Origin of the sequence: Saccharothrix obliqua, assembly GCF_019375475.1 — a bacterium.
In the GTDB taxonomy this organism is placed as follows: Bacteria; Actinomycetota; Actinomycetes; order Mycobacteriales; family Pseudonocardiaceae; genus Actinosynnema; species Actinosynnema obliqua.
In genome coordinates this window covers 995,718-1,015,566 of the sequence record NZ_JAHXGQ010000001.1, presented here as the reverse complement: position 1 = coordinate 1,015,566, position 19,849 = coordinate 995,718, and the positions used below count along the sequence as shown (strand labels likewise).

21 protein-coding genes are annotated in these 19,849 nt (G+C 72.2%); 7 read left to right on the top strand and 14 right to left on the bottom strand.

Translation table 11 applies throughout. From position 1 onward, the window contains the following. Positions 1-16 precede the first annotated feature (16 nt). Together KZQ38_RS04920 and KZQ38_RS04915 are read left to right on the top strand one after the other, a co-directional pair. Complete coding sequence (locus KZQ38_RS04920; protein ID WP_219438781.1) at positions 17-415, top strand: hypothetical protein; 399 nt, start codon at positions 17-19, stop codon at positions 413-415. Positions 416-419: 4 nt separating this feature from the next. Beyond that, positions 420-629: an FmdB family zinc ribbon protein gene (locus KZQ38_RS04915; RefSeq protein ID WP_219438779.1), complete on the top strand. Its 210-nt coding sequence runs from the start codon at positions 420-422 to the stop codon at positions 627-629. Between the two features lie 273 nt (positions 630-902). Here KZQ38_RS04915 and KZQ38_RS04910 read toward each other — a convergent pair whose 3' ends face one another. The 10 genes from KZQ38_RS04910 to KZQ38_RS04865 all read right to left on the bottom strand — a co-directional run bounded on the left by KZQ38_RS04910 (position 903) and on the right by KZQ38_RS04865 (position 11,155). After that, positions 903-1,481: a DUF3558 family protein gene (locus KZQ38_RS04910; RefSeq protein WP_219438777.1), complete on the bottom strand. Its 579-nt coding sequence runs from the start codon at positions 1,479-1,481 to the stop codon at positions 903-905. Between the two features lie 37 nt (positions 1,482-1,518). Continuing rightward, positions 1,519-3,288 carry a 3-hydroxyacyl-CoA dehydrogenase family protein gene (locus KZQ38_RS04905; protein WP_219438775.1) on the bottom strand — a complete coding sequence of 590 codons (1,770 nt, stop codon included), beginning with the start codon at positions 3,286-3,288 and terminating at the stop codon, positions 1,519-1,521. A 125-nt stretch (positions 3,289-3,413) separates the two neighbouring features. Further along, entirely contained in the window at positions 3,414-4,133 is a 720-nt protein-coding gene (dhaM, locus tag KZQ38_RS04900) for a dihydroxyacetone kinase phosphoryl donor subunit DhaM (RefSeq protein ID WP_219438773.1), read from the bottom strand. Next, a complete protein-coding gene (dhaL, locus tag KZQ38_RS04895; RefSeq protein ID WP_219438771.1) occupies positions 4,130-4,759 on the bottom strand; it encodes a dihydroxyacetone kinase subunit DhaL in 630 nt (209 codons plus the stop codon). The genes dhaM and dhaL overlap by 4 nt, the downstream gene beginning before the upstream one ends. Further along, complete coding sequence (dhaK, locus tag KZQ38_RS04890) at positions 4,759-5,760, bottom strand: dihydroxyacetone kinase subunit DhaK (protein ID WP_219438769.1); 1,002 nt, start codon at positions 5,758-5,760, stop codon at positions 4,759-4,761. The genes dhaL and dhaK overlap by 1 nt, the downstream gene beginning before the upstream one ends. A 54-nt stretch (positions 5,761-5,814) precedes the next feature. Next, on the bottom strand, positions 5,815-7,320 hold the full coding sequence (locus KZQ38_RS04885; RefSeq protein ID WP_219438767.1) for an aldehyde dehydrogenase family protein: 1,506 nt from the start codon (positions 7,318-7,320) through the stop codon (positions 5,815-5,817). A gap of 69 nt (positions 7,321-7,389) precedes the next feature. After that, on the bottom strand, positions 7,390-8,388 hold the full coding sequence (locus KZQ38_RS04880) for a DUF3558 domain-containing protein (RefSeq protein ID WP_219438765.1): 999 nt from the start codon (positions 8,386-8,388) through the stop codon (positions 7,390-7,392). A 261-nt stretch (positions 8,389-8,649) separates the two neighbouring features. After that, positions 8,650-8,922: a hypothetical protein gene (locus KZQ38_RS04875; RefSeq protein ID WP_219438763.1), complete on the bottom strand. Its 273-nt coding sequence runs from the start codon at positions 8,920-8,922 to the stop codon at positions 8,650-8,652. Between the two features lie 11 nt (positions 8,923-8,933). Beyond that, the gene (locus KZQ38_RS04870; protein ID WP_219438761.1) at positions 8,934-10,619 is read right to left on the bottom strand and encodes a sodium:solute symporter family protein; all 1,686 of its coding nucleotides are present in this window, start codon (positions 10,617-10,619) and stop codon (positions 8,934-8,936) included. Positions 10,620-10,753: 134 nt separating this feature from the next. Then, the gene (locus KZQ38_RS04865) at positions 10,754-11,155 is read right to left on the bottom strand and encodes a hypothetical protein (RefSeq protein ID WP_219438759.1); all 402 of its coding nucleotides are present in this window, start codon (positions 11,153-11,155) and stop codon (positions 10,754-10,756) included. Between the two features lie 273 nt (positions 11,156-11,428). Here KZQ38_RS04865 and KZQ38_RS04860 point away from each other — a divergent pair, with 273 nt between their 5' ends. Then, positions 11,429-12,130: a hypothetical protein gene (locus KZQ38_RS04860; RefSeq protein ID WP_219438757.1), complete on the top strand. Its 702-nt coding sequence runs from the start codon at positions 11,429-11,431 to the stop codon at positions 12,128-12,130. A 10-nt stretch (positions 12,131-12,140) separates the two neighbouring features. Here the strand turns inward: KZQ38_RS04860 and nucS are convergent, their stop codons facing one another. Further along, positions 12,141-12,800: an endonuclease NucS gene (gene nucS, locus KZQ38_RS04855; RefSeq protein WP_219438755.1), complete on the bottom strand. Its 660-nt coding sequence runs from the start codon at positions 12,798-12,800 to the stop codon at positions 12,141-12,143. Between the two features lie 57 nt (positions 12,801-12,857). On the opposite strand from nucS, the gene KZQ38_RS04850 reads away from it, so the two are divergent. Both KZQ38_RS04850 and KZQ38_RS04845 read left to right on the top strand, forming a co-directional pair. Further along, entirely contained in the window at positions 12,858-14,228 is a 1,371-nt protein-coding gene (locus tag KZQ38_RS04850; RefSeq protein ID WP_308258242.1) for an amino acid permease, read from the top strand. A gap of 2 nt (positions 14,229-14,230) precedes the next feature. Then, entirely contained in the window at positions 14,231-14,767 is a 537-nt protein-coding gene (locus KZQ38_RS04845) for an NUDIX domain-containing protein (protein WP_219438751.1), read from the top strand. On the opposite strand, the gene KZQ38_RS04840 is transcribed toward KZQ38_RS04845, so the two are convergent. Both KZQ38_RS04840 and KZQ38_RS04835 read right to left on the bottom strand, forming a co-directional pair. Next, a complete protein-coding gene (locus tag KZQ38_RS04840; RefSeq protein WP_219438750.1) occupies positions 14,764-15,537 on the bottom strand; it encodes an enoyl-CoA hydratase-related protein in 774 nt (257 codons plus the stop codon). The genes KZQ38_RS04845 and KZQ38_RS04840 overlap by 4 nt on opposite strands. Positions 15,538-15,565: 28 nt before the next feature. Further along, a complete protein-coding gene (locus KZQ38_RS04835; RefSeq protein ID WP_219438748.1) occupies positions 15,566-16,507 on the bottom strand; it encodes a GlxA family transcriptional regulator in 942 nt (313 codons plus the stop codon). Positions 16,508-16,589: 82 nt separating this feature from the next. Between KZQ38_RS04835 and KZQ38_RS04830 the strand changes: the two genes are divergently transcribed. Next, entirely contained in the window at positions 16,590-17,111 is a 522-nt protein-coding gene (locus tag KZQ38_RS04830) for a cysteine hydrolase family protein (RefSeq protein WP_219438746.1), read from the top strand. 350 nt (positions 17,112-17,461) lie between these two features. Here KZQ38_RS04830 and KZQ38_RS04825 read toward each other — a convergent pair whose 3' ends face one another. Further along, a complete protein-coding gene (locus KZQ38_RS04825) occupies positions 17,462-19,453 on the bottom strand; it encodes a methylmalonyl-CoA mutase family protein (RefSeq protein WP_219438744.1) in 1,992 nt (663 codons plus the stop codon). Between the two features lie 100 nt (positions 19,454-19,553). On the opposite strand from KZQ38_RS04825, the gene KZQ38_RS04820 reads away from it, so the two are divergent. Further along, entirely contained in the window at positions 19,554-19,841 is a 288-nt protein-coding gene (locus KZQ38_RS04820) for a hypothetical protein (protein ID WP_219438742.1), read from the top strand. Positions 19,842-19,849: the final 8 nt, after the last annotated feature.

Sequence of the window (19,849 nt, the reverse complement as noted above, 5' to 3'; positions counted from 1 at the left end):
GCATACGGTCCACAGGGTGAACAGGTGGCAGCGGGCTGTGGTCGTGGTGCTGTTGTTGCTTGAGATGGCGATCGTGGCGCAACCCGCCGTACGAGCCGGGCTCGGGGAGTTACCCGGCCCCGAGGACTTCGCGACTCCGGAAGGGCTGGACCCACCACGTCGGCGGATGGTCGCGCCGGTACACGGGATGCTGCTCGCCTCGTGCATGATCCTGCTGGTCACGGCGGGCGCGGCGCTGGTCACGACGGTGCTCCGCCAGCGCTCCCGCTCCTGGGTCGCGACCTACACGGCCGCGCACGCCGCCGCGGCCGGCCTCGGCTGGGCGCACGGGATGCCGATCCTGACGCTGGTCGCCACGGTGGTGGCGGTCGCGGTGCCCGCGCTGGTGCTGCTGCCGAGGCAACCGCCACAATAGGGCCGTGCCCACCTACGAGTTCCGCTGCAAGACCTGCGGGTCGACCTTCGACGTGAAGCGCTCGATGAGCGACGCCTCCGCACCCGCCACGTGCCCGCGCGGGCACGACGACACGGTGAAGCTGCTGTCCATGGTCGGCGTCGGCGGCCTCGCCGCCCAGCCCGCCGGTGGCGGCGGTGGCGGCGGGTGCTGCGGCGGCGGCTGCTGTAGCTGACGCGCCACCCCGACCGCGCGAGAGCGGGATGACGCTGCCCGCGGGGATGGCGCTGCCCGCCGGATGACGCTGCCAGGAGGGCGGTGCCGCCGGCGAGGCGGCACTGCCGGCGAGGCGCCCGCCGTCGGCGAGCGTCGACGGAGCGGCACCGTCCACGAGGCGGCACTGCCCGCGAAGCAGCACCACCCGCGAGGCGGTCTGATCTCGCCGCGAGCAGCGCGGACAGCGGTCGAGCCCGGTCGTGCCTCGCGGGCTCCCGCCGGGACCGGCCGGCTAGCGGGTCGGTTCCTTCGACAGCAGGACCTCCGCGACCTTCTTCCCCTGCTCGCAGATCGCGCCGAAGCGGGCCGAGCCGTCGATCACGATGATCCCCACGCCGCCGCCCGCGTAGTCCATCACCAGCACGCAGGACGGCTGCACGGTGGTGTCCGTGGTCCGGTCGAAGTAGGTGACCTTCCGACCACCCACCTGGAACTCGCCGTTGTGCTGCTCCAGCGAGATCGACCGCCCGGCGCGGAAGCGGAGGGTCACGCCCACGTCCAGCTTGTCGACTGTCGTCTGCCACTTGCACGACTGGTCGAACTGCGTGTCGTAGCCGGTATCGGTCGGCGGGGCCGACTTGTCCTTCACGTCGTACGGCAGGTCCTTCCAGCTCAACAACGCGCAGTACGCGTTGTCCGCCTTCGGGTCCGCCGACGACCCGGACGTCGGCGTCGGGTCCGCCGAGTTGGACTGGAACGGCGGCTCGATGTCGAGCACGCCGGCCGACACCGGCGTGCCGTTCACCGTGTACGCGCAGCCCGACACCAGGCCGAGCGCCGCCACCAGGAGTGTGAGAACAACACGCCGCATGGCACCACCATGCCAAACCGACGTGCCCGGGTGGAACTCAGGTGTGGTCGCGGAAGCCCTTGCCGGTCTTGCGGCCCAGGCGGCCGGCGGTCACCAGGTGCTCCAGCAGCGGCGCGGGTGCGAGGCCCGCCTCCCGGAACTCCAGGTACAACGCCCGCTCGATCGCCAACGACACGTCGAGGCCGACAACGTCCAGCAGCTCGAACGGCCCCATCGGCAGCGAGCACCCGACCTTCATCGCGTGGTCGATGTCGTCCGCCGTCGCGTAGTGCGCCTCCAGCATCTTCACCGCGTCGTTCAGGTACGGGAACAGCAAGGCGTTGACGATGAACCCCGCCCGGTCGCGGCAGTGGACCGGGCGCTTGCCCAGGTCCAGGCACACCCGGCGCGCGGTGGCGACGACGTCCGGGGCCGTCGTGATCGTCTCCACCACCTCCACCAGCTCCATCACCGGCGCGGGGTTGAAGAAGTGCAGGCCGACGACGTCACCGGGCCGCGAGGTGGCCGCCGCGCACTCGACCACGGGCAGCGACGACGTGGTGGTGGCCAGCACCGCACCCGGCCTGCACACCTCGTCCAACGCCTGGAACACGGCCGTCTTCACCGCCAACTCCTCGGCGACGGCCTCCACCACCAGGTCGCAGGAGGCGAGGTCCGCGAACTCGACGGCGGGCGTCACGCGGGCCAGCGCCGCGTCCCGGTCGGCCGCCGCGAGCCTGCCTTTCACGACGGCCCGGTCCAACGACGCGCCGACCCGGCCGACCGCCGCCTCCGCCTTGTCCAGTGATCGGGCCCGCACGACCACGTCGTAGCCGCGCTTGGCGAACACCTCGGCGATACCGGTCGCCATGGTGCCCGTGCCGACGACGCCGACCCGCCGCACCTCGCGCGCGGAGGCGGGTTCGACGACGGCGACGGGGGCGTCGGGCACGACGGTCGGCGAATCCGGCCCGTCGTAGGTGTAGAAGCCACGCCCGCTCTTGCGGCCCAGCAGACCGGCGGTGACCATCTGCTTGAGCAGCGGCGCCGGTGCGTGCAGGCGGTCGCGGGACTGGCGGTACATCGTGCCCAGGATCTCGTGCGCCGTGTCCAGGCCGATGAGGTCGAGCAACGCCAACGGACCCATCGGGTAGCCGCAGCCGTAACGCATCGCCGCGTCGAGGTCTTCCCTTGAGGCGTAACGTGATTCGTACATGCGCACGGCGTGGTTGAGATAGCCGAACAACAACGCGTTGGCGATGAACCCCGCGCGGTCGCCGATGACGACCGGCGTCTTGCCCAGGGATTCCGCGAACGCCACCACGTCGTCCACCACGTCCGGCTCCGTGACGACCGTGCGGACCACCTCCACCAGCTTCAGCACCGGCGTCGGGTTGAAGAAGTGCAGGCCGACGACCTTGCCCGGCCGTCCGGTGCGGACACCGATCTCGGTGATCGACAACGCCGAGGTGTTGGAGGCGAAAACCGTGTCGGGACGGCAGATCCGGTCCAGTTCGGCGAACACGCCCGCCTTGAGCCCGACGCGCTCCGGCACGGCCTCCACGACGAGGTCGGCGTCGGACAGGGCGGTGAGCGACGTCGTGCAGGTGATCCGCGCGAGCAGAGCGGCGCGGGCCTCCGCGGTGAGCTTGCCCCTGGCCACCGCGCGGCCGGTGGAGTGCTCCAGGTGGCCGCGACCGCGGGTCACCCCCGCCTCGTCCACGTCCACCGCGACCACCGTGCGACCGGTCCGCGCGAGCACTTCCGCGATACCGGCGCCCATCGTGCCGAGCCCGACGACTCCGACCGTGCTGAACCGACGCGTCACCGAGTACCTCCCGCTCCGCGGAGTGGCTACCGGACGGTAACTCGCGCCCGACTATCCCACGGCCGTCGCGCGCGCTTCACGTGAGCTTCACCATCGGGATCGAGCAAGCAACCGGGCGGAGCAGGTCATTCGTCGAAGTTCCGCGCCGCGAGCGCGCTCACCCGGCGCACCGCTTCCGCCGCGTCCGGTCCGGTGGCCACGACCTCGACCCGCGCACCGCCCGGCGCGCCGAGACCCATCAGCGCGAGCACGCTGGCGGCGTCCGCCTCCTGCTCGCCGTAGCGGACGAGCACGCGGGCGTCGAGCCCGGCGAGCGCACGCGCGACCAGCGCGGCCGGTCGCGCGTGCAGGCCGACGTCGTTGGTGAGCACGACATCTGACCGCACGGCGTCCTCAGTGGACGGAGCGGGGACCTCGGCGTCACCGGCCGCGCCGGCGAGCGGGTCGGTGTCCGGAGCGGCGAAAGCCGGGGTGGCGCCCGCGTGGTACGCGGCGCGTGCCGCGGCGGCGACCTCGTCCGCCGAGGCACCGCCCTGGGCCGCCACGGCGGCGGCCACCGCGCCCTCCACCAACGGCGCGTCGGCGACCACCACGGGCGTGCCCGCCTCCTCCGCCGCCATCTCCGCGACCATCCGCGCGCTGCCCAGGTCGTACAGCACCACGACGCCACCGCCGGAATCGGCCCGGGAGATCGCCTCCGCCACCGCCGCGTAGTCCGTGCCCAGCCCGCCCGAGCCGTCGCCGCCGGACGGCGCGATCCGCACGTCCGGGGCCATCTGCCCGGCCAGCTCCGCCACGCCCTCCGCCAGCCGCCGGCTGTGCGACACCACCACCAGCCCGATCACCGCGCACCCCCGGCGAACGACCGCAGCAGCAACGACGTCGACCACGCGCCCGGGTCCAGGTGACCGGCACTGCGCTCACCCAGGTACGAGGCACGCCCCTTGCGCGCCACCAGCGGCTCCGTGGACCGCGCGCCCTCCTCCGCCGCACCGGCCGCCGCCGCCAGCACCGCCGCCACGTCCACACCGCCCTCCGCCACGTCCTCGGCGGCCGTCACCGCCGGGGTCAGGGCGTCGACCATCGTCTTGTCGCCGACCACCGCCTTGCCGCGCGCGACAACGCCCTCCAGCGCCGCCCGCAACGCACCCGCCACGAGTGCCGCGTCCAGCTCGGGCGCGTCGCCGACGGCCGTCGCCGCCCGCAGGAACGCCGTGCCGTACAACGGACCCGCCGCGCCGCCGACGGTGGAGATCAACGTGGTGGCCGCGAGCTTGAGCACCGCACCCGGCGTCGCGGGCGCCGAACCGTCCAGTTTGGACACCACGGCGGAGAAGCCGCGGTGCAGGTTCTCGCCGTGGTCGCCGTCGCCGATCGCCCGGTCCAGCCGCACCAGCTCCTCGCGGTGCTCCGCCACGACCACCGCCGCCGCCCGCAACGCGGCCACCACCTCGTCGGCCCCGCACCCCATCAGACACCCCACCGCAACGCCGGCGTGCGCACGGGCGCGTCCCACAGCTCCACCAGGTCGTCGTCCAGTTTCAGCACGGTGAAGCTCATCCCCTGCATCTCCAGGCTCGTCGTGTACGAACCGACCAGCCGCCGCTCCACGGTGACACCGCGCTCGGCGAGCAGCCGCTCGGCGATGCCGTGCGCCAGGTACAGCTCGATCAACGGCGTGCCGCCCATGCCGTTGGTGAACAGCAGCACCCGGTCCCCCGCGGTGAACGGGAGGTCTTCCAGGACCGGGTCGAGCAACGCGGGCACCAGCTCGTCGGCCGGCCGGAGCGGCACGCGCCGCCGACCCGGCTCGCCGTGGATGCCGATGCCCAGCTCGATCTCGTCGTCGCCGAGGGTGAAGCTCGGCTCGCCCGCGTGCGGCACGGTGCCCGGTGCGAGCGCGAGCCCCATCGAGCGCACCCGGCCGATCACCGAGCGCGCCAGCTCCTCGCACCCGTCCAGGTCCACGCCGCGCTCGGCGGCGGCGCCGACCAGCTTCTCCAGCAGCACGGTCCCGCCGACGCCCCGGCGGCCCGCGGTGTGCGCGGAGTCGGTGACCGCCACGTCGTCGTCGATCACGACGGTCCGCACGGCCAGGCCCTCGGCGGCGGCCAGTTCGGCGGCGGTCTCGAAGTTGAGGACGTCGCCGGTGTAGTTCTTCACGATCAGCAACGCCCCCGCGCCGCCGTCGGTGCGCGTCACGGCCTCCAGCACCTGGTCGGGCGTCGGCGAGGTGAACACCGGCCCGGGGCAGGCCGCGTCGAGCATCCCGCGCCCGACGAACCCGGCGTGCAGCGGCTCGTGGCCGGAACCGCCACCGGAGATCACCGCGACCTTGCGCGGCACGGGCGCGTCCGCGCGCACCACCACCGCCGGGTCGAGGTGGACGTCGAGCAGGTCGCCGTGCGCCGCGGCCATGCCCCGCAACGCGTCCGCCACCACCGTCGACGGATCGTTGATGATCTTCTTCATGGTGACCTCCATCCGCTGGTCACCACATTCCTACCCCAGCCGAACGGGCGGCGCTCAGCGCCCGTGCAACGCCTTCACCAGCCGCAGCACGTGTTTGATGGTGCGTGGCCCGCGCTCGTAGGTCATCGGGTCGAGCAACGCCCGGAACCGCTTGCGGGTGACCGAATGCGCGTAGGCGAACTCACGCAGCCCGTCCTCGCCGTGCACGCGCCCGAACCCCGACGCGCCGACACCGCCGAACGGCAACGCCGGCACGGACGCGTACGCCAGCACCGAGTTCACCGACACCATGCCGCACCGCAGCCGCGCCGCCAGCTCGTCGCCGCGGTTGCGGGAGAACACCGCCGCGCCGAGCCCGTAGGCCGACGCGTTGGCCCGCCGCACGGCTTCGTCGGCGTCGGCCACCCGGTTCACCACCAGCGTCGGCCCGAACGTCTCCTCGGTGACGGCCTTGGCGTCCTCCGGCACGTCCACCAGCACCACGGGTTCCACGTACGGCGGGCGGATCGACTCCATGCCGCCGACGACGGCCCGGCCGCCGCGCTCCAGGGCGTCGGCCACGTGCGCCCGGATGACGTCCACCTGCGCGGGCATGGTGATCGGCCCGAAGTCCGCGTTCGGCTCGCCACCGGGCCGCAGCTCGCGTGCCTTCGCCACCACGAGTTCGACGAACTCGTCGTGCACGGCGTCCGCCACGTACACCCGCTCCACGCCCGCGCACGTCTGGCCGGCGTTGAAGATGCCGCCCCACACGGCGGCCCGCGCGGCGGCCGGCACGTCCGCGTCCTCCGCCACGATCAACGCGTCCTTGCCGCCGCACTCCACCAGCACCGGCGTGAGCGTCGCGGCGCACGCCGCCATGACCTTCTTCCCGGTGGCCGTGGACCCGGTGAACGCGAGCTTGTCCACCCCGGCCGCGCACAGCGCCGCGCCGGTCTCGCCGAAACCCGTCACCACCTGGAGCACCGGGTGCTCCGGCACGACCTCGGCGAGCGTGTCCGCGAGGAACACGCCCACACCGGGGGTGAACTCACTGGGCTTGAACACCACGGCGTTGCCCGCGGCCAGCGCGTAGGCGATGGAACCCATGGGCGTGAACGCCGGGTAGTTCCACGGCCCGATCACGCCCACCACGCCCAGCGGCCGGTACTCCAGGGTCGCCGCGTGGTTGTACATCAGCGCGCCGGGTTTGACCCGACGCCTGCCCAGCGTCTTCGCCGCCTGCCTGGCCGCCCAGTGCAGGTGCTCGACCACCAGGGCGGTCTCGGTGCGCGCGTCGTCGGCGGACTTGCCGGTCTCCGCGCTGAGCAGCGACTGCCACTCGGGCAGCCGCCGGACCAGGGTCCGCCGCCACGCGTCGAGCCGCGCCCGCCGCCCGGCGAACCCGAGGTCGGCCCAGAACTCCGCCGCCGTCCGCGCCGCCGCGACCGCCGCGCGCACCTCCGCCTCGCCGTGCACCGGGTGGTGGGCCACGACCTCGCCGGTGCGCGGGTCGAGCGAGGCGAACCTCTTCCCCTCGTCGTCCGCCCGGAGGGGTTTCGGGGGTGCGGTCTGCGTCATGGGCCCTCCAAGGTGCGCGAAGGTGTTACCGAACAGTAACGGTTGGTCGCGCCGGCTGTCAGCCCTCGTTCACCCGCGCGGGATCCGCGGTGCCACGTCCTTGGCGAACGCCACCGCCGTCGCGCACCGGTCGAACTCCGACTTGCGCGGGCCCGCCGACTTCACCTCGACGATCTCGCCCTCCTCGCCGGTGTTGAAGCGCTGCACCCACTTCACCGAGCACGACGGGTAGGCACCGGAGTTGTCGAGCTGGTGGGCGGTGATGCCGCCGCCGAGGTCGACGTCCACCTGCTTCGCGTCGAACTTGCGGTCCGGCGGCACGAACGTGGAGCGCATGTCGAGCGTGATCTCCTTGCCGTCGCCCACCCACGAGCAGTTGTGCAGCCCGTACGGGTACTGACGGCTGTTCCCGCCGACCGCCGCCTCCACCGCCGGCTTGCCGGGCAGCGGGCACGGGTCGATCGTCACCAGCGAGTCCTTGGGCGGCGACTTCACCGCGACGCGCTCCTTGAGGCCCTTCACCACCGATTCGGCGACCTTGCGGCCGGGCGCGCACGCGTCGCCCTCCTTGTAGCCGATCTGGACGGTGACGCCCAGCGCCGGCTTCTCCTGGGTGATCACGGAGACGAAGCAGGCGCTGTTGTCGAGCGTCTGCTCGTAGCTCTTGAGCCCGGCGAGCTGCTTGTCCGCGTTCTTCAGCTCGGTGGTCATGGTCTGCCCGACCTCGACGGTGACCGCGAGGTCCTTGCCGGCGCGGTCCTCCATGAAGTTGGAGCAGCGGCTGAACCCGGTCGGTGACACGTCGCCGGGCTTGCCGAAGGTCTCCAGCACCTCCCGGTCGAGCAGCTTGCACGGGTCGACCAGGCGCAACTGGTCGGGCGCGAACGCCGGGTCCGCCGGCTGCCCGTCGGCCGACGCGGCGGTCGGCGGCACGCCGGTGGTCTCCGTCGCGTTCTCCGCGTTCGCCTGGATGGTGCTGCGCGGGTAGGGCCGGTGCTTGGCGAGGTCCGGGCCGGCGCAGGCGGACAGGACGAGGAGCGCGCACAGGACAGCGACGAGACGGGACACGGGAGCACCGTAGCGATCAGACCGGGAATTCGGGGCGGGATACCTGTGTTCGGCCTCACCACGGCACTCGGGAACGATTCAGAAGATCAACGCGCTGAACCTCGTGACAACCCCCGAAACGAGAGGAGCGCCGAGTTGCGCGACCGCATCCGCCGCGCCGTCCGCTGGTTCGACACCTGGACCGTGGAAGCCTTCAACCCCGTCCACCCGCGCCGCTGACGGCGTCCGGGTCACGAGGCGAGCAGCTCAACGGCGAGCTGTTCACCGCCCGGACCCCTCCCGCCCTGGCCCCTCCCGCCCTGTTCGGGCGGCATCCGGGACCACCACCGGCCGTGCGAACGCCCACAGCGCGAACAGCACCGCCAGCACGACCATCCCGACGCCCGCCCACAGGTTGATGTTCAACCCGTCGGCCTTGGCCAGGTCGGCGTCGTCGGTGAAGCCCAGCCCGACGACGGTCAGCACCACCCCGTACACCCCGAACAGCACCGCGATCACAAGCCGCAGGTCGAACAGACCGGCCTTGTGCGCCACGACGACCTCCCTCAGCCGAAGACGATGTTGAGCACGAGCGTCAGCACCAGCACACCGATGCCGAGCACGACCGGCGAGCGGTACCAGCCGGCGTTCTCACCGGTCGCCGAGTGCTTGCGGGTCTCCCTCGGCGTCAGGCTGTAGACCAGCCCGACCAGCCGCTCCTCGGGCACCGGCCGGGTGACCGTGGTGACCGCGACGCTGACCACGATGTCCACCGCGAACGCCACGCCCGCGCCGACGAAGCTCGCGCCCTGGCCCGGCAGGTGCAGCACGTCGGTCTCCGCGAGCACGAACACCAGCACCGCCGCGAGCGTGCCGGTGACCAGGCCGATCCAGCCCGCCGCCGCGGACATCCGCTTCCAGAACATGGCGAGGATGAACGTCGCGAACAACGGCGCGTTGAAGAACGAGAACAACGCCTGGATGTAGTCCATGATGTTGCCGTAACCGGCGGCCAGGAAGGCCGTGCCGATGGCGACCACCGTGCCGCCGATCGTGGCCAGCCGCCCGATTCGCAGGTAATACTCGTCGGGCCGGTCCTTCCGGATGTAGTCCTGCCACAGGTCGTAGGTGAACACGGTGTTGAACGACGACACGTTCGCCGCCACACCGGCCATGAAGGACGCGAGCAGACCCGTGATCGCGATGCCCAGCATCCCGTTCGGCAGCAGTTCCCCGATCAACGCGGGCAACGCGTTGTTGTAGACGATGCCGGAGCTGTCGTCACCGGCCTTGAGCGCTGCCAGCTCGGGCACGACCAGCGCCGCGATGATGCCGGGGATCACGACCACGAACGGGATCAGCGCCTTGGGGTACGCGCCGATGATCGGCGTGCGCCGGGCCGCCGACATGCTTTTCGCGGACAGCGCGCGCTGCACCTCCGCGAAGTTCGTGGTCCAGTAGCCGAACGAGAGCACGAAGCCCAGGCCGAACACGATGCCGATGACGCTGAGCACCGGGTTCTCGATGCCGGTCAGCTCGGTCGCGGGCCACGCGGACAGCTGCTCCTCGCCGCCCGGCCCGGCGGTCACCCGGTCCACCAGGCCCTGCCAGCCGCCGACCTTGTGCAGGCCCACGAGGGTGAGCGGCAGCAGCGCGGCGACGATGACGAAGAACTGGAGCACCTCGTTGTAGATCGCCGCGGACAGGCCGCCGAGCGTGGTGTAGACGAGGACGATCAACGCGGCGATGACGACCGACAGCGGGATCGGCCAGCCCAGCATCAGGTTGAGCAGGAACGCCAACGCGTACAGGTTGACGCCCGCGATCAGGACCTGCGCCACGGCGAAGCTGATCGCGTTGACCAGGTGCGCGCCCTTGCCGAACCGGCGGCGCAGGAACTCCGGGACGCTGCGGACCTTGGAGCCGTAGTAGAAGGGCATCATCACCAGGCCGAGGAACACCATGGCCGGGATCGCGCCGATCCAGTAGTAGTGCACGGTCGCCATGCCGTACTGGGCGCCGTTGGCGGCCATGCCGAGCAGTTCGATCGCGCCGAGGTTCGCGGAGATGAACGCGAGGCCCGTCACCCACGCGGGCAGGGAACGGCCGGACAGCAGGAAGTCGAGGCTCGACGACACCGAGCGGCGGGCCAGGAAGCCGATGCCGAGGACGAAGGCGAAGTAGATGGCGAGCAGGGCGTAATCGAGTGGTCCGGCGTCCAACCGGAGATCCGCCTGGGCGAGCACGGGCACCGTCGCCCACCTCCCTGTCCAACAAGGATCGTCAACACCGCACGGCGAGCACGCCGACCGTAATCCACATCGGGCATGTCCGCCGATCAGAACTACCCGCGGCTAAACCCCACGTGGGGCGGGGGTGCGCCTGGTCAGCGGGTGATGACGAACGGCGTCTCGGCGTAGAACGGGCCGGAGGTCGCGCCGATCAGGAACTGCGCGCCGGGCGGCGAGTCGCGGAACGAGTCGGGCACCGCCACCGGCGCGCCGGCGAACTTCCCGGCGCCGTCGCTCGTGGTCTCGCCGACGCGGCTGCCGTGGAAGGTGAACACGACCCGGCTGTTCGCCGGGTACCCCTCGCCGCTGAGCCGGACCTCCTCGCCCGCCCGCGCGGACTGCGGCTGGGCGGCGAGGTGGGCGATCGGTGCGGCGGTCGAGCTGCCCGCCGCCTGCGGCGCGGGCGACGGCAGGGCCTCCTGGGCGCACCCGGTCAACGCGGCGAGCGGCACGGTGAGCGACACGAGGAGGACCGATCGGGGTCTTCGTGCGGGCACCGCGCCTCCCACGTCCTTTTATCGGGCCGTCAGCGTATATCGCGGAATCCGCGCTGCCACGCGCCCGAACGGGGTACCGGATCATCCCGGAACACGCATTTGTGCGGAACGCAGTGCGAGGTGCCCGCCGCGTGGCGCGGTGTACCTTCCAGACTTGTGAACGCGCGCATCCCGGTGCAGGTGACGACCCGTCCGCACGTGACCTGGGTCCTGCGCGAACCGCGTCGCGCGTTCCCCCTTTCGCCGGTGTTGAAAATAGCCCGATCGGACCCGATGGCACTCGTTCCGGCGGGCCTTTTCTGCCTCATACCCACCTGGCCGCTCGCGTTGACGTGGGGACCGACCGGCGCGGCCGCGATGCTCGGCCTCTCCGCCGCGACACCGGTCGCCGGCTACGCGTTGGCGAAGCGCCGGGCGAAGGCGGCGCTCGGCCGGTTCTGGCGGCAGCCCTTCATCGACAGCCGGACGCTGCGTGCCGTGCCGCGGCCCCAGTACGACCTGCTGCACGACATGGCGACGAGCCTGCACGCGATGTGGACCAGCCGCGCCGCGCGGGCGGGCTGGCTGGCCGCCGACAAGCTGCGCGACGCGCACCACGCCGTGTGGGAGGCGTCGCTGCTGGTGCTCGGCAGCGTCGACGAGCACCACCTGCTGCGCGAGTCCGCGCAGTACGACCAGCTCAGCTCCCTGGTCCGGGAGCGGGCCGCCGAGCTGGCGAAGACCATGTCCGTCGCGGAGGAGGTGGCGGGGCGGCTGGCCGAGGCGAGCGCCAAGGTCGCCGAGGTGGACGACGTGCTGCGCGCGGAGGAGGAGCGCCGCGACCGCGAGCGCCACATCGCCCGGCTGGAGCGGGAGCTGACCAGCGGCACCGGCCCCCCGCCGCCCGAGGCGGCCCTGCCCACGTGGCAGGACGCGATGGACGCGGTCAACGCCCACGTGGACGGCGCGCTGACCGTCCTGTCCCTGGACCGGTGACCGCGGCCCGTCAGAACAGGCGGAACTCGTCGGACTCGACGCCGCGCAACGCGTCGTAGTCCAGCACCACGCAGCGGATGCCCCGGTCCTCGGCCAGGGTGCGTGCCTGCGGCTTGATCTGCTGCGCCGCGAACACACCCCGCACCGGCGCGAGCAGCGGGTCCCGGTTCAGCAGCTCCAGGTACCGCGTCAACTGCTCGACCCCGTCGATCTCGCCACGCCGCTTGATCTCCACCGCCACCGCGGCACCGTCGGCGTCCCGGCACATCAGGTCGACCGGGCCGATCGGCGTCGGGAACTCCCGCCGCACCAACGTCCACCCCTCGCCGAGCGTCGTCACGTGCTCCGCCAGCAGCTTCTGGAGATCCGCCTCCACACCGTCCTTCACCAGACCCGGCTCCGGGCCCAGCTCGTGCTTCGAGTCGTGCAGCACCTCGGCCAGCGTGATGACCAGCTTCTCCCCCGCCTTGTTCTGCACCACCCACATGTCCGGGTCCTCGATCAGCCAGCACGGCGGGCTCATCCAGTTCAGCGGCTTGAACGCCCGGTCGTCGGAGTGGATGGACACCGAGCCGTCGGCCTTGATCAGCAGCAGGCGCTGGGCCATCGGGAGGTGGGCGGTGAGGCGTCCGACGTAGTCGACCTGGCAGCGAGCGATGACGAGGCGCACAGCCCGACAGGCTACGGGGTGCGGCCACCGCGGCACCGGCAGGTACCGTCGGGCGCCGTGTCACTCCTCCGCACCAAGCCCGTGGACCGGCTCGCCGACGACAGCGCGCACACCTCGTTGCGCCGCACGCTCGGCCTCGTGCCGCTGGTCGCCCTCTCGGTCGGCGCGACGCTGGGCACCGGCATCTTCGTGGTGCTCGGCCAGGCGGCGCCGGTGGCGGGACCCGCGGTCGCGGTGTCGTTCGTGGTCGCGGCGCTGGCCGCGTTGTTCTCCGCGCTCTCCTACGCCGAGCTGGCGGGTGCGGTGCCGGTGTCCGGCTCCGCCTACTCGTACACGTACGCGACGCTCGGCGAGCTGGTCGCGTGGGTCTGCGGCTGGTGCCTGCTGCTGGAGTACGGCGTGTCGGTGGCGGCCGTGGCGGTCGGGTGGAGCGGTTACCTCAACGCGTTCCTCGACGCCACGCTGGGCGTCCAGCTGCCCGCCGCGCTGTCCGGCGAGGTGGTGAACCTGCCGGCCGCCGTGGTGGTGCTGCTGGCCACGGTCGTGCTGCTCGGCGGCGTGCGGGAGAGCGCGGCGGTGACCACGGTGACCACCGCGCTGAAGGTCCTGGTGCTGTTGTTCTTCGTGGTGGTGGCGGTGTTCGGGTTCAGCACCGAGCACCTGACGCCGTTCGCGCCCGCCGGGGTCGCGGGTGTGACGGGTGCGGCGTCGTTGGTGTTCTTCTCGTTCATCGGGTTCGACGCGGCGTCCACGGCGGGTGAGGAGGCACGCAACCCGCAACGCGATCTGCCGCGTGCCATCGTGATCTCGCTGGCCATCGTCACCGTGGTGTACGTGCTGGTGGCGTTGACCGCGGTGGGCGCGGTCGGCGTGGACGTGCTGAGCGGTTCGGACGCGTCGCTGGCGACCGTGCTCCAGCACCTGACGGACGAGAGCTGGCCCGCGACCGTGCTGTCCGCGGGCGCGGTGATCGCCATCGCGTCCGTCGTGCTCACCGTCCTCTACGGACAGACGCGGGTGCTGGTCGCGATGTCCCGCGACGGCCTGGTGCCGAAGGTGTTCGCCCGGGTCGGCACGCGGCGGGTGCCCACGGCGAACACCCTGATCGTCGGTGCGGTGGTGGCGCTGCTGGCGGCCCTGGTGCCGCTCGGGCAGCTCGCGGAGGCCACCAGCATCGGCACGCTGGTGGCGTTCGGGTTGGTCAACGTGGGCGTGATCGTGCTGCGGCGCACCCGGCCGGACCTGCCACGTGGTTTCCGGACGCCGTGGGTGCCGCTGGTGCCGTTGCTGGGGCTCGCCATGTGCGTCCTCCTGGTCACCGGCCTCGCGCCCGCCACGTGGTTGGCGTTCGGCATCTGGTCCGTGGTGGGCTTGGTGGTGTACTTCGCGTACGGACGACGCCACTCAGAGTTGGCACAGGGAGAGTGATCGTGGAGACCCTTGGCTCGCGTGAGGTTTACGCGAACCCGTGGATGACGGTCCGGGAGGACCCCATCCGGCGAGCGGACGGCACCACCGGCATCTACGGCGTGGTGGACAAACCCCACTACGCGCTGGTGATCCCGCTGGACGGGGAGCGGCTGCGGCTGGTCGAGCAGTACCGCTACCCGCTGGGGATGCGGCGCTGGGAGTTCCCCCAGGGCACCGCGCCGGAACTCGCCCACGAGGAACCCGTCGTGCTCGCCGAGCGCGAGCTGCGGGAGGAGACCGGGCTGCGGGCGGGCCGGATGGTCGAGCTGGGCCTGCTGGACGTCGCGCCCGGCATGACCAGCCAGCGCGGTCGGGTGTTCCTGGCGACCCAGTTGACCGAGGGCTTCCACGAGCGGGAGCACGAGGAGCAGGACATGCGCTCGGCGTGGTTCCCGCGCGCCGAGTTCGAGGCGATGATCGCGCGCAGCGAGATCACCGACGCCCAGTCGATCGCCGCCTACACCCTGCTCCTGCTGCACGAGCACGCGCAGCCCTAGTCGACCCAGTCCGCGGGCCTCTTCTCCAGGAACGACGCCATGCCCTCCTTCGCGGCGGGCGTCTGGGACGCCGCCGCCATCACCTCCACGGCGATGGCGTAGGCGTCCGCCTCGGGCCGGTCGAGCTGGGCGTACAGGGTCTGCTTGCCCAACGCCTTGCTCGCGCGGCTGCCGCGGGTGGCGCGCCGCATCAGGTCGGCCACCGCGTCGTCCAGCTCGGCCGCCGGCACCACGCGGTTCACCAGGCCCCACTGCTCGGCGGTGCGCGCGTCGACCACGTCACCGGTCAACGCCAGCTCCATCAGCCGCTTGCGGCCGACGGCACGCGCCACCGGCACGGCCGGCGTGTGGCAGAACCAGCCGCCCTTGCCGCCGGGCAGCGCGAAACCGGCCTCCTCGGACGCCACGGCCAGGTCGCAGGACGCGACGAGCTGGCAACCGGCCGCCGTCGCCAGGCCGTGCACGCGTGCGATCACCACCTGCGGCACGGACTCGATGGTCCGCATCAGGTCCGTGCACAGCGTCAGCAGCTCACGCACGCCTTCCAGGTCGCGCGCGGCGACGTCGGCGAAGTCGTGGCCCGCGGAGAAGACCGGGCCCTCGCCGGCCAGGACGACCCCGGCCGCGTCGGTCGCGGCGATCGCGTGGAACGCCGACCGCAACTCCGCCAGGTGCTCGGCGGACAACGAGTTCCGCTTGGCGGCGCGGTCCATCGTGACGCGGACGACGCCGTCCGCCTCCTCGACGCGGATGTGCTGGTATTCGGCCATGTCCCGACCGTAGTCGGCCGGGCAACCGTCACGGCACCCGGAACGTGCGGCGGTACGCGTCCGGCGCGACGCCGAGTTCCGCACGCAGCCGGCGCCGCAGGTTGGCGGCGGTGCCCAGGCCGGCGCGCTCGGCGACCCGGTGCACCGGCAGGTCGGTGGTCTCCAGCAGCCGCTGCGCGAGCAGCACCCGCTGGGTCTGGAGCCACCGGCCGGGCGTGCTGCCGGTGGCGGCGCGGAACGCCCGGTGGAAGGTCCGCTCGCTCAGCCCGGCGTGGCCCGCGAGGTCGGCCACGCCGATCGGCTCGGCCAGCCGGTCCACCGCCCAGTCCACGGTGGACGCGAGCCCGCCACGGCCGGCGCGGGCCGGCATCGGGGGCTCCACGTACTGCCGCTGCCCGCCCTCCCGCGTCGGCGGCATCACCAGTCGCCGCGCCAGCACGGCGGCGGTGTCCGCGCCGAGCGCCCGCCGCACCAGGTGCAGGCACAGGTCGAGCCCGCCGACCACGCCGGCGGACGTCAGCACGTCGCCCTCGTCGGCGTACAGCACGTCGCGGAGCACGTGGGCACGTGGCGCTTCCCGCGCCAACGCGTCCAGCAGCCGCCAGTGCGTCGTGGCGGTCCGCCCGTCCAGCAGCCCGGCGGCGGCGAGCGTGAACGCGCCGGAGCACAGCGCCGCGACCGTGCCGTCGAACGCACGCAACGCGCGCACCACGGCCGGCGGCACCTCGGCCGACGGGTCCACCCGGCCCGGCACCACCACCACGTCGCACCCACGCAGCCCGCTCAACCCGTGCGTGGCCGGGATGACGCCGAGCGGGTGGACGGGCGTGGCGACGCGGCCCGGCGCGCACATCCGCACCTCGAACGGGCCGATGCCGGCGTCCACGTGGTCCACGCCCCACACCTCGCCGACCACCGAGATGTCGAACACCCGGCTGCCCGGCAGCAACAAGACCCCGATGGTGCGCACGTGACCTCCCTGGCAGGAAAGTACCGGATCGCGCCACTCCTGCCACTCCCCCGAGCGGTGCCGCGCCCCGCACGATGGCCCCATGACCAACACCGCTCTGATCCTGATCGACGTGCAACGCGGCTTCGACGACCCGTTGTGGGGCAAGCGCGGCAACCCCGACGCGGAGGCCAACATCGCCGCCCTGCTGGCCGCGTGGACCGGGCCGCTGGTCCTGGTCCGCCACGACTCGACCGAGCCGGGTTCGCCGCTGCACCCCGGTGCCGACGGCAACCGGTTCAAGCCCGAACTCGACGGCGCGCGGCCGGACCTGGTGTTCGGCAAGAGCGTGCACTCCGCGTTCCACGGCGAAGTGGACCTGCACGCGTGGCTGACCGGGCGCGGCATCACCGACGTCGTGCTGGCGGGCATCCAGACCAACATGTGCGTCGAGACCACCGCCCGCGTCGGCAACAACCTCGGCTACCGGGTGCGGGTGGTGCTCGACGCGACGTACACCTTCGACCTCGACGGCCTGACCGCCGAAGACCTGACCCGCGCCACCGCGGCGAACCTGCGTGGCGGCCGGTTCGCAGAGATCGCGGCCACCGCGGACTTCCTCTAGGTCCTCGACGCCGGAGGAGCGGGGTGGCCAGGTCGAGCACGCCTGGTAACGAGATGACGATGAGCCGAATGAAAACTGCCCCACCGCGCAGTAAAGTCACAGGTCAACAAGCGTCTTCCCTGCGCCAGCGGGGGTGGTCCTCGGTGGTGGACAATCCGCTTGTCGGCGAACTGGTCTTCCCCGCGCCAGCGGGGGTGGTCCGCCGATCAACGACGAGTTGGGGCACCTCACCGGGTCTTCCCCGCGGCAGCGGGGGTGGTCCCGTCACGCGCCAGCGGTCGGCGGGCAGCACTTGGACTTCCCCGCGCCAGCGGGGTCGGGCCGCGCTCCGCGGGCCTTGCGGACGGCTCCTAGGCGAGGCCGCGGGCTTCGCGCACCACGGTCACGATCTCGTCCATGATCTGCGTCAGCTCGTAGTCCTTCGGCGTGAAGACGCGCGCGATGCCGCGTTCACGGAGCTTGTCGGCGTCGTCGGGCGGCACGATGCCCCCGACGACGACCGGCACGTCACCCGCACCGGCGGCACGCAAGCCGTCCACCACCGCGGGCACGACCTCCAGGTGCGATCCGGACAGCACGGACAACCCCACCACGTGCACGTCCTCCTGCACGGCAGCGGACACGATCTGTGCGGGTGTCAGCCGGATTCCCTGGTACACCACCTCGAACCCGACGTCCCGGGCACGCACCGCGACCTGCTCGGCCCCGTTGGAATGACCGTCCAAACCCGGTTTGCCGACCAGCATCCGCAGCCGCTCGCCCAGTTCGCCGCCAGTCACGCGCACGCGTTCCCGCACCCGTGCGATCTCCTCGCCCGCTTCGCCGGACACCGCGGCGGAAACACCCGTGGGCGCGCGGTACTCGCCGAACGCCGCCCGCAACGCCGACGCCCACTCGCCGGTCGTCACCCCGGCGCGGGCGCACGCGATGGTCGGCTCGACCAGGTTCCGGTCCGTCCCGGCCGCCGCCCGCAGGTCGGCCAGGGCGGACCGGGCCGCCGCGTCGTCCCGACCGGCACGCCACGCCCGCACCGCGTCGACGGCGTCCCGCTCGACCGCCGGGTCGATCGTCTCGACCGCCCGCGCGCCCTCCGCCTGCAACGGCGACGGCTCGGTGGTGGCGAACCGGTTCACGCCCACCACGACGTCCTCACCGGACTCCACCCGCCGCCGCCGCTCGGCCAGCGACGTCACCAGCGCCGACTTCATGTACCCGGACTCGACGGCGGCCACCGCGCCGCCCATCGCCTGCACCCGGTCGACCTCGGCCCGCGCGCCCGCCAGGATCTCCTCGACCTTGGCGGTCACCACCCGCGAGCCGGCGAAGAGGTCGTCGTACTCCAGCAGGTCCGTCTCGTAGGCGAGGACCTGCTGCATCCGCAGCGCCCACTGCTGGTCCCACGGGCGCGGCAGGCCCAACGCCTCGTTCCACGCGGGCAGTTGGATCGCGCGGGCACGTGCGTCGCGGGACAACGACACGGCCAGCATCTCCAGCACGATGCGCTGGACGTTGTTCTCGGGCTGCGCCTCGGTCAAACCGAGCGAGTTGACCTGCACGCCGTACCGGAACCGGCGGTGCTTCGGGTCCTCGATGCCGTACCGGTCGCGGGTGATCTCGTCCCACAGCTGGACGAACGCCCGCATCTTGCACATCTCCTCGACGAACCGCACCCCGGCGTTGACGAAGAACGAGATGCGCGCGACGACCTCCCCGCGCCGTTCCGCCGGCACCTGGCCGGAGTCGAACACCGAGTCCAGCACGGCGATCGCCGTCGACATGGCGTACGCGATCTCCTGCGCGGGCGTCGCACCGACCTCCTGGAGGTGGTACGAGCAGATGTTGATCGGGTTCCACCGGGGCGCGTTGGCCACGGTCCACGCCACCACGTCCGTCGTCAGCCGCAGGCTGGGACCGGGCGGGAACACGTACGTGCCGCGCGACAGGTACTCCTTGATGATGTCGTTCTGGGTGGTGCCGGCCAGCGCGGCGCGGTCGACGCCCTGTTCCTCCGCGACGCTGACGTAGAGCGCGAGCAACCACATGGCGGTCGCGTTGATGGTCATCGAGGTGTTCGCGTCGGCGAGGGGGATCTGGTCGAACAGGCGGCGCATGTCGCCGATGTGGCTGATGGGCACGCCGACCTTGCCCACCTCGCCCTTGGCCAACTCGTCGTCGGGGTCGTAACCGGTTTGCGTCGGCAGGTCGAAGGCCACGGACAGACCCGTCTGGCCCTTGGCGAGGTTGCGGCGGTAGAGGGCGTTCGACGCTGCGGCGCTGGAGTGCCCCGCATAGGTGCGCATCACCCACGGGCGGTCGCGTTCACGGTCGGCCGGGTAGGGCACGGCAACCTCCTACGACGTCGTTCCCCGCAGCGTACTGACGAGTAACACGGCCGCCGGCGTGCCGTTGCTCACTGAATCGGTGCTGGAGGACCATGGTCCGGTGACGGCGCTCTCGCAGGTCCTGCTGCTGGTCGTGGTCTTGGCGGCCCTCGGTTTCGTGCTCCGCTGGGCGTTCGGCAACGACCGGCGCGGCGTGCCCGACCACACCGGGGACGACTTCGGGTTGCTCACCGAGGTCGCGGTGGTGCCCACCCCCGAGGCGGCCGACGTGCTGGCCCGGCGACTGCGTGGCGCAGGTATCCGGACGAACGTCGTGCACCGCGGTGGGGCGCACCGCCTGCTCGTGTTCCCGGCCGACGTGGCCAACGCGAAACTGCTGCTGAGCTGATTGTCGTA

What these genes read in the sequence shown, in the direction of transcription:
- KZQ38_RS04910 (WP_219438777.1), bottom strand. Translation starts at nt 1,481, where the DNA reads ATGCGGCGTGTTGTTCTCACACTCCTGGTGGCGGCGCTCGGCCTGGTG.
- dhaL (WP_219438771.1), bottom strand. Translation starts at nt 4,759, where the DNA reads ATGGGGTGCGGGGCCGACGAGGTGGTGGCCGCGTTGCGGGCGGCGGCG.
- dhaK (WP_219438769.1), bottom strand. Translation starts at nt 5,760, where the DNA reads ATGAAGAAGATCATCAACGATCCGTCGACGGTGGTGGCGGACGCGTTG.
- KZQ38_RS04885 (WP_219438767.1), bottom strand. Translation starts at nt 7,320, where the DNA reads ATGACGCAGACCGCACCCCCGAAACCCCTCCGGGCGGACGACGAGGGG.
- KZQ38_RS04860 (WP_219438757.1), top strand. Translation starts at nt 11,429, where the DNA reads ATGGCACTCGTTCCGGCGGGCCTTTTCTGCCTCATACCCACCTGGCCG.
- KZQ38_RS04840 (WP_219438750.1), bottom strand. Translation starts at nt 15,537, where the DNA reads ATGGCCGAATACCAGCACATCCGCGTCGAGGAGGCGGACGGCGTCGTC.
- KZQ38_RS04830 (WP_219438746.1), top strand. Translation starts at nt 16,590, where the DNA reads ATGACCAACACCGCTCTGATCCTGATCGACGTGCAACGCGGCTTCGAC.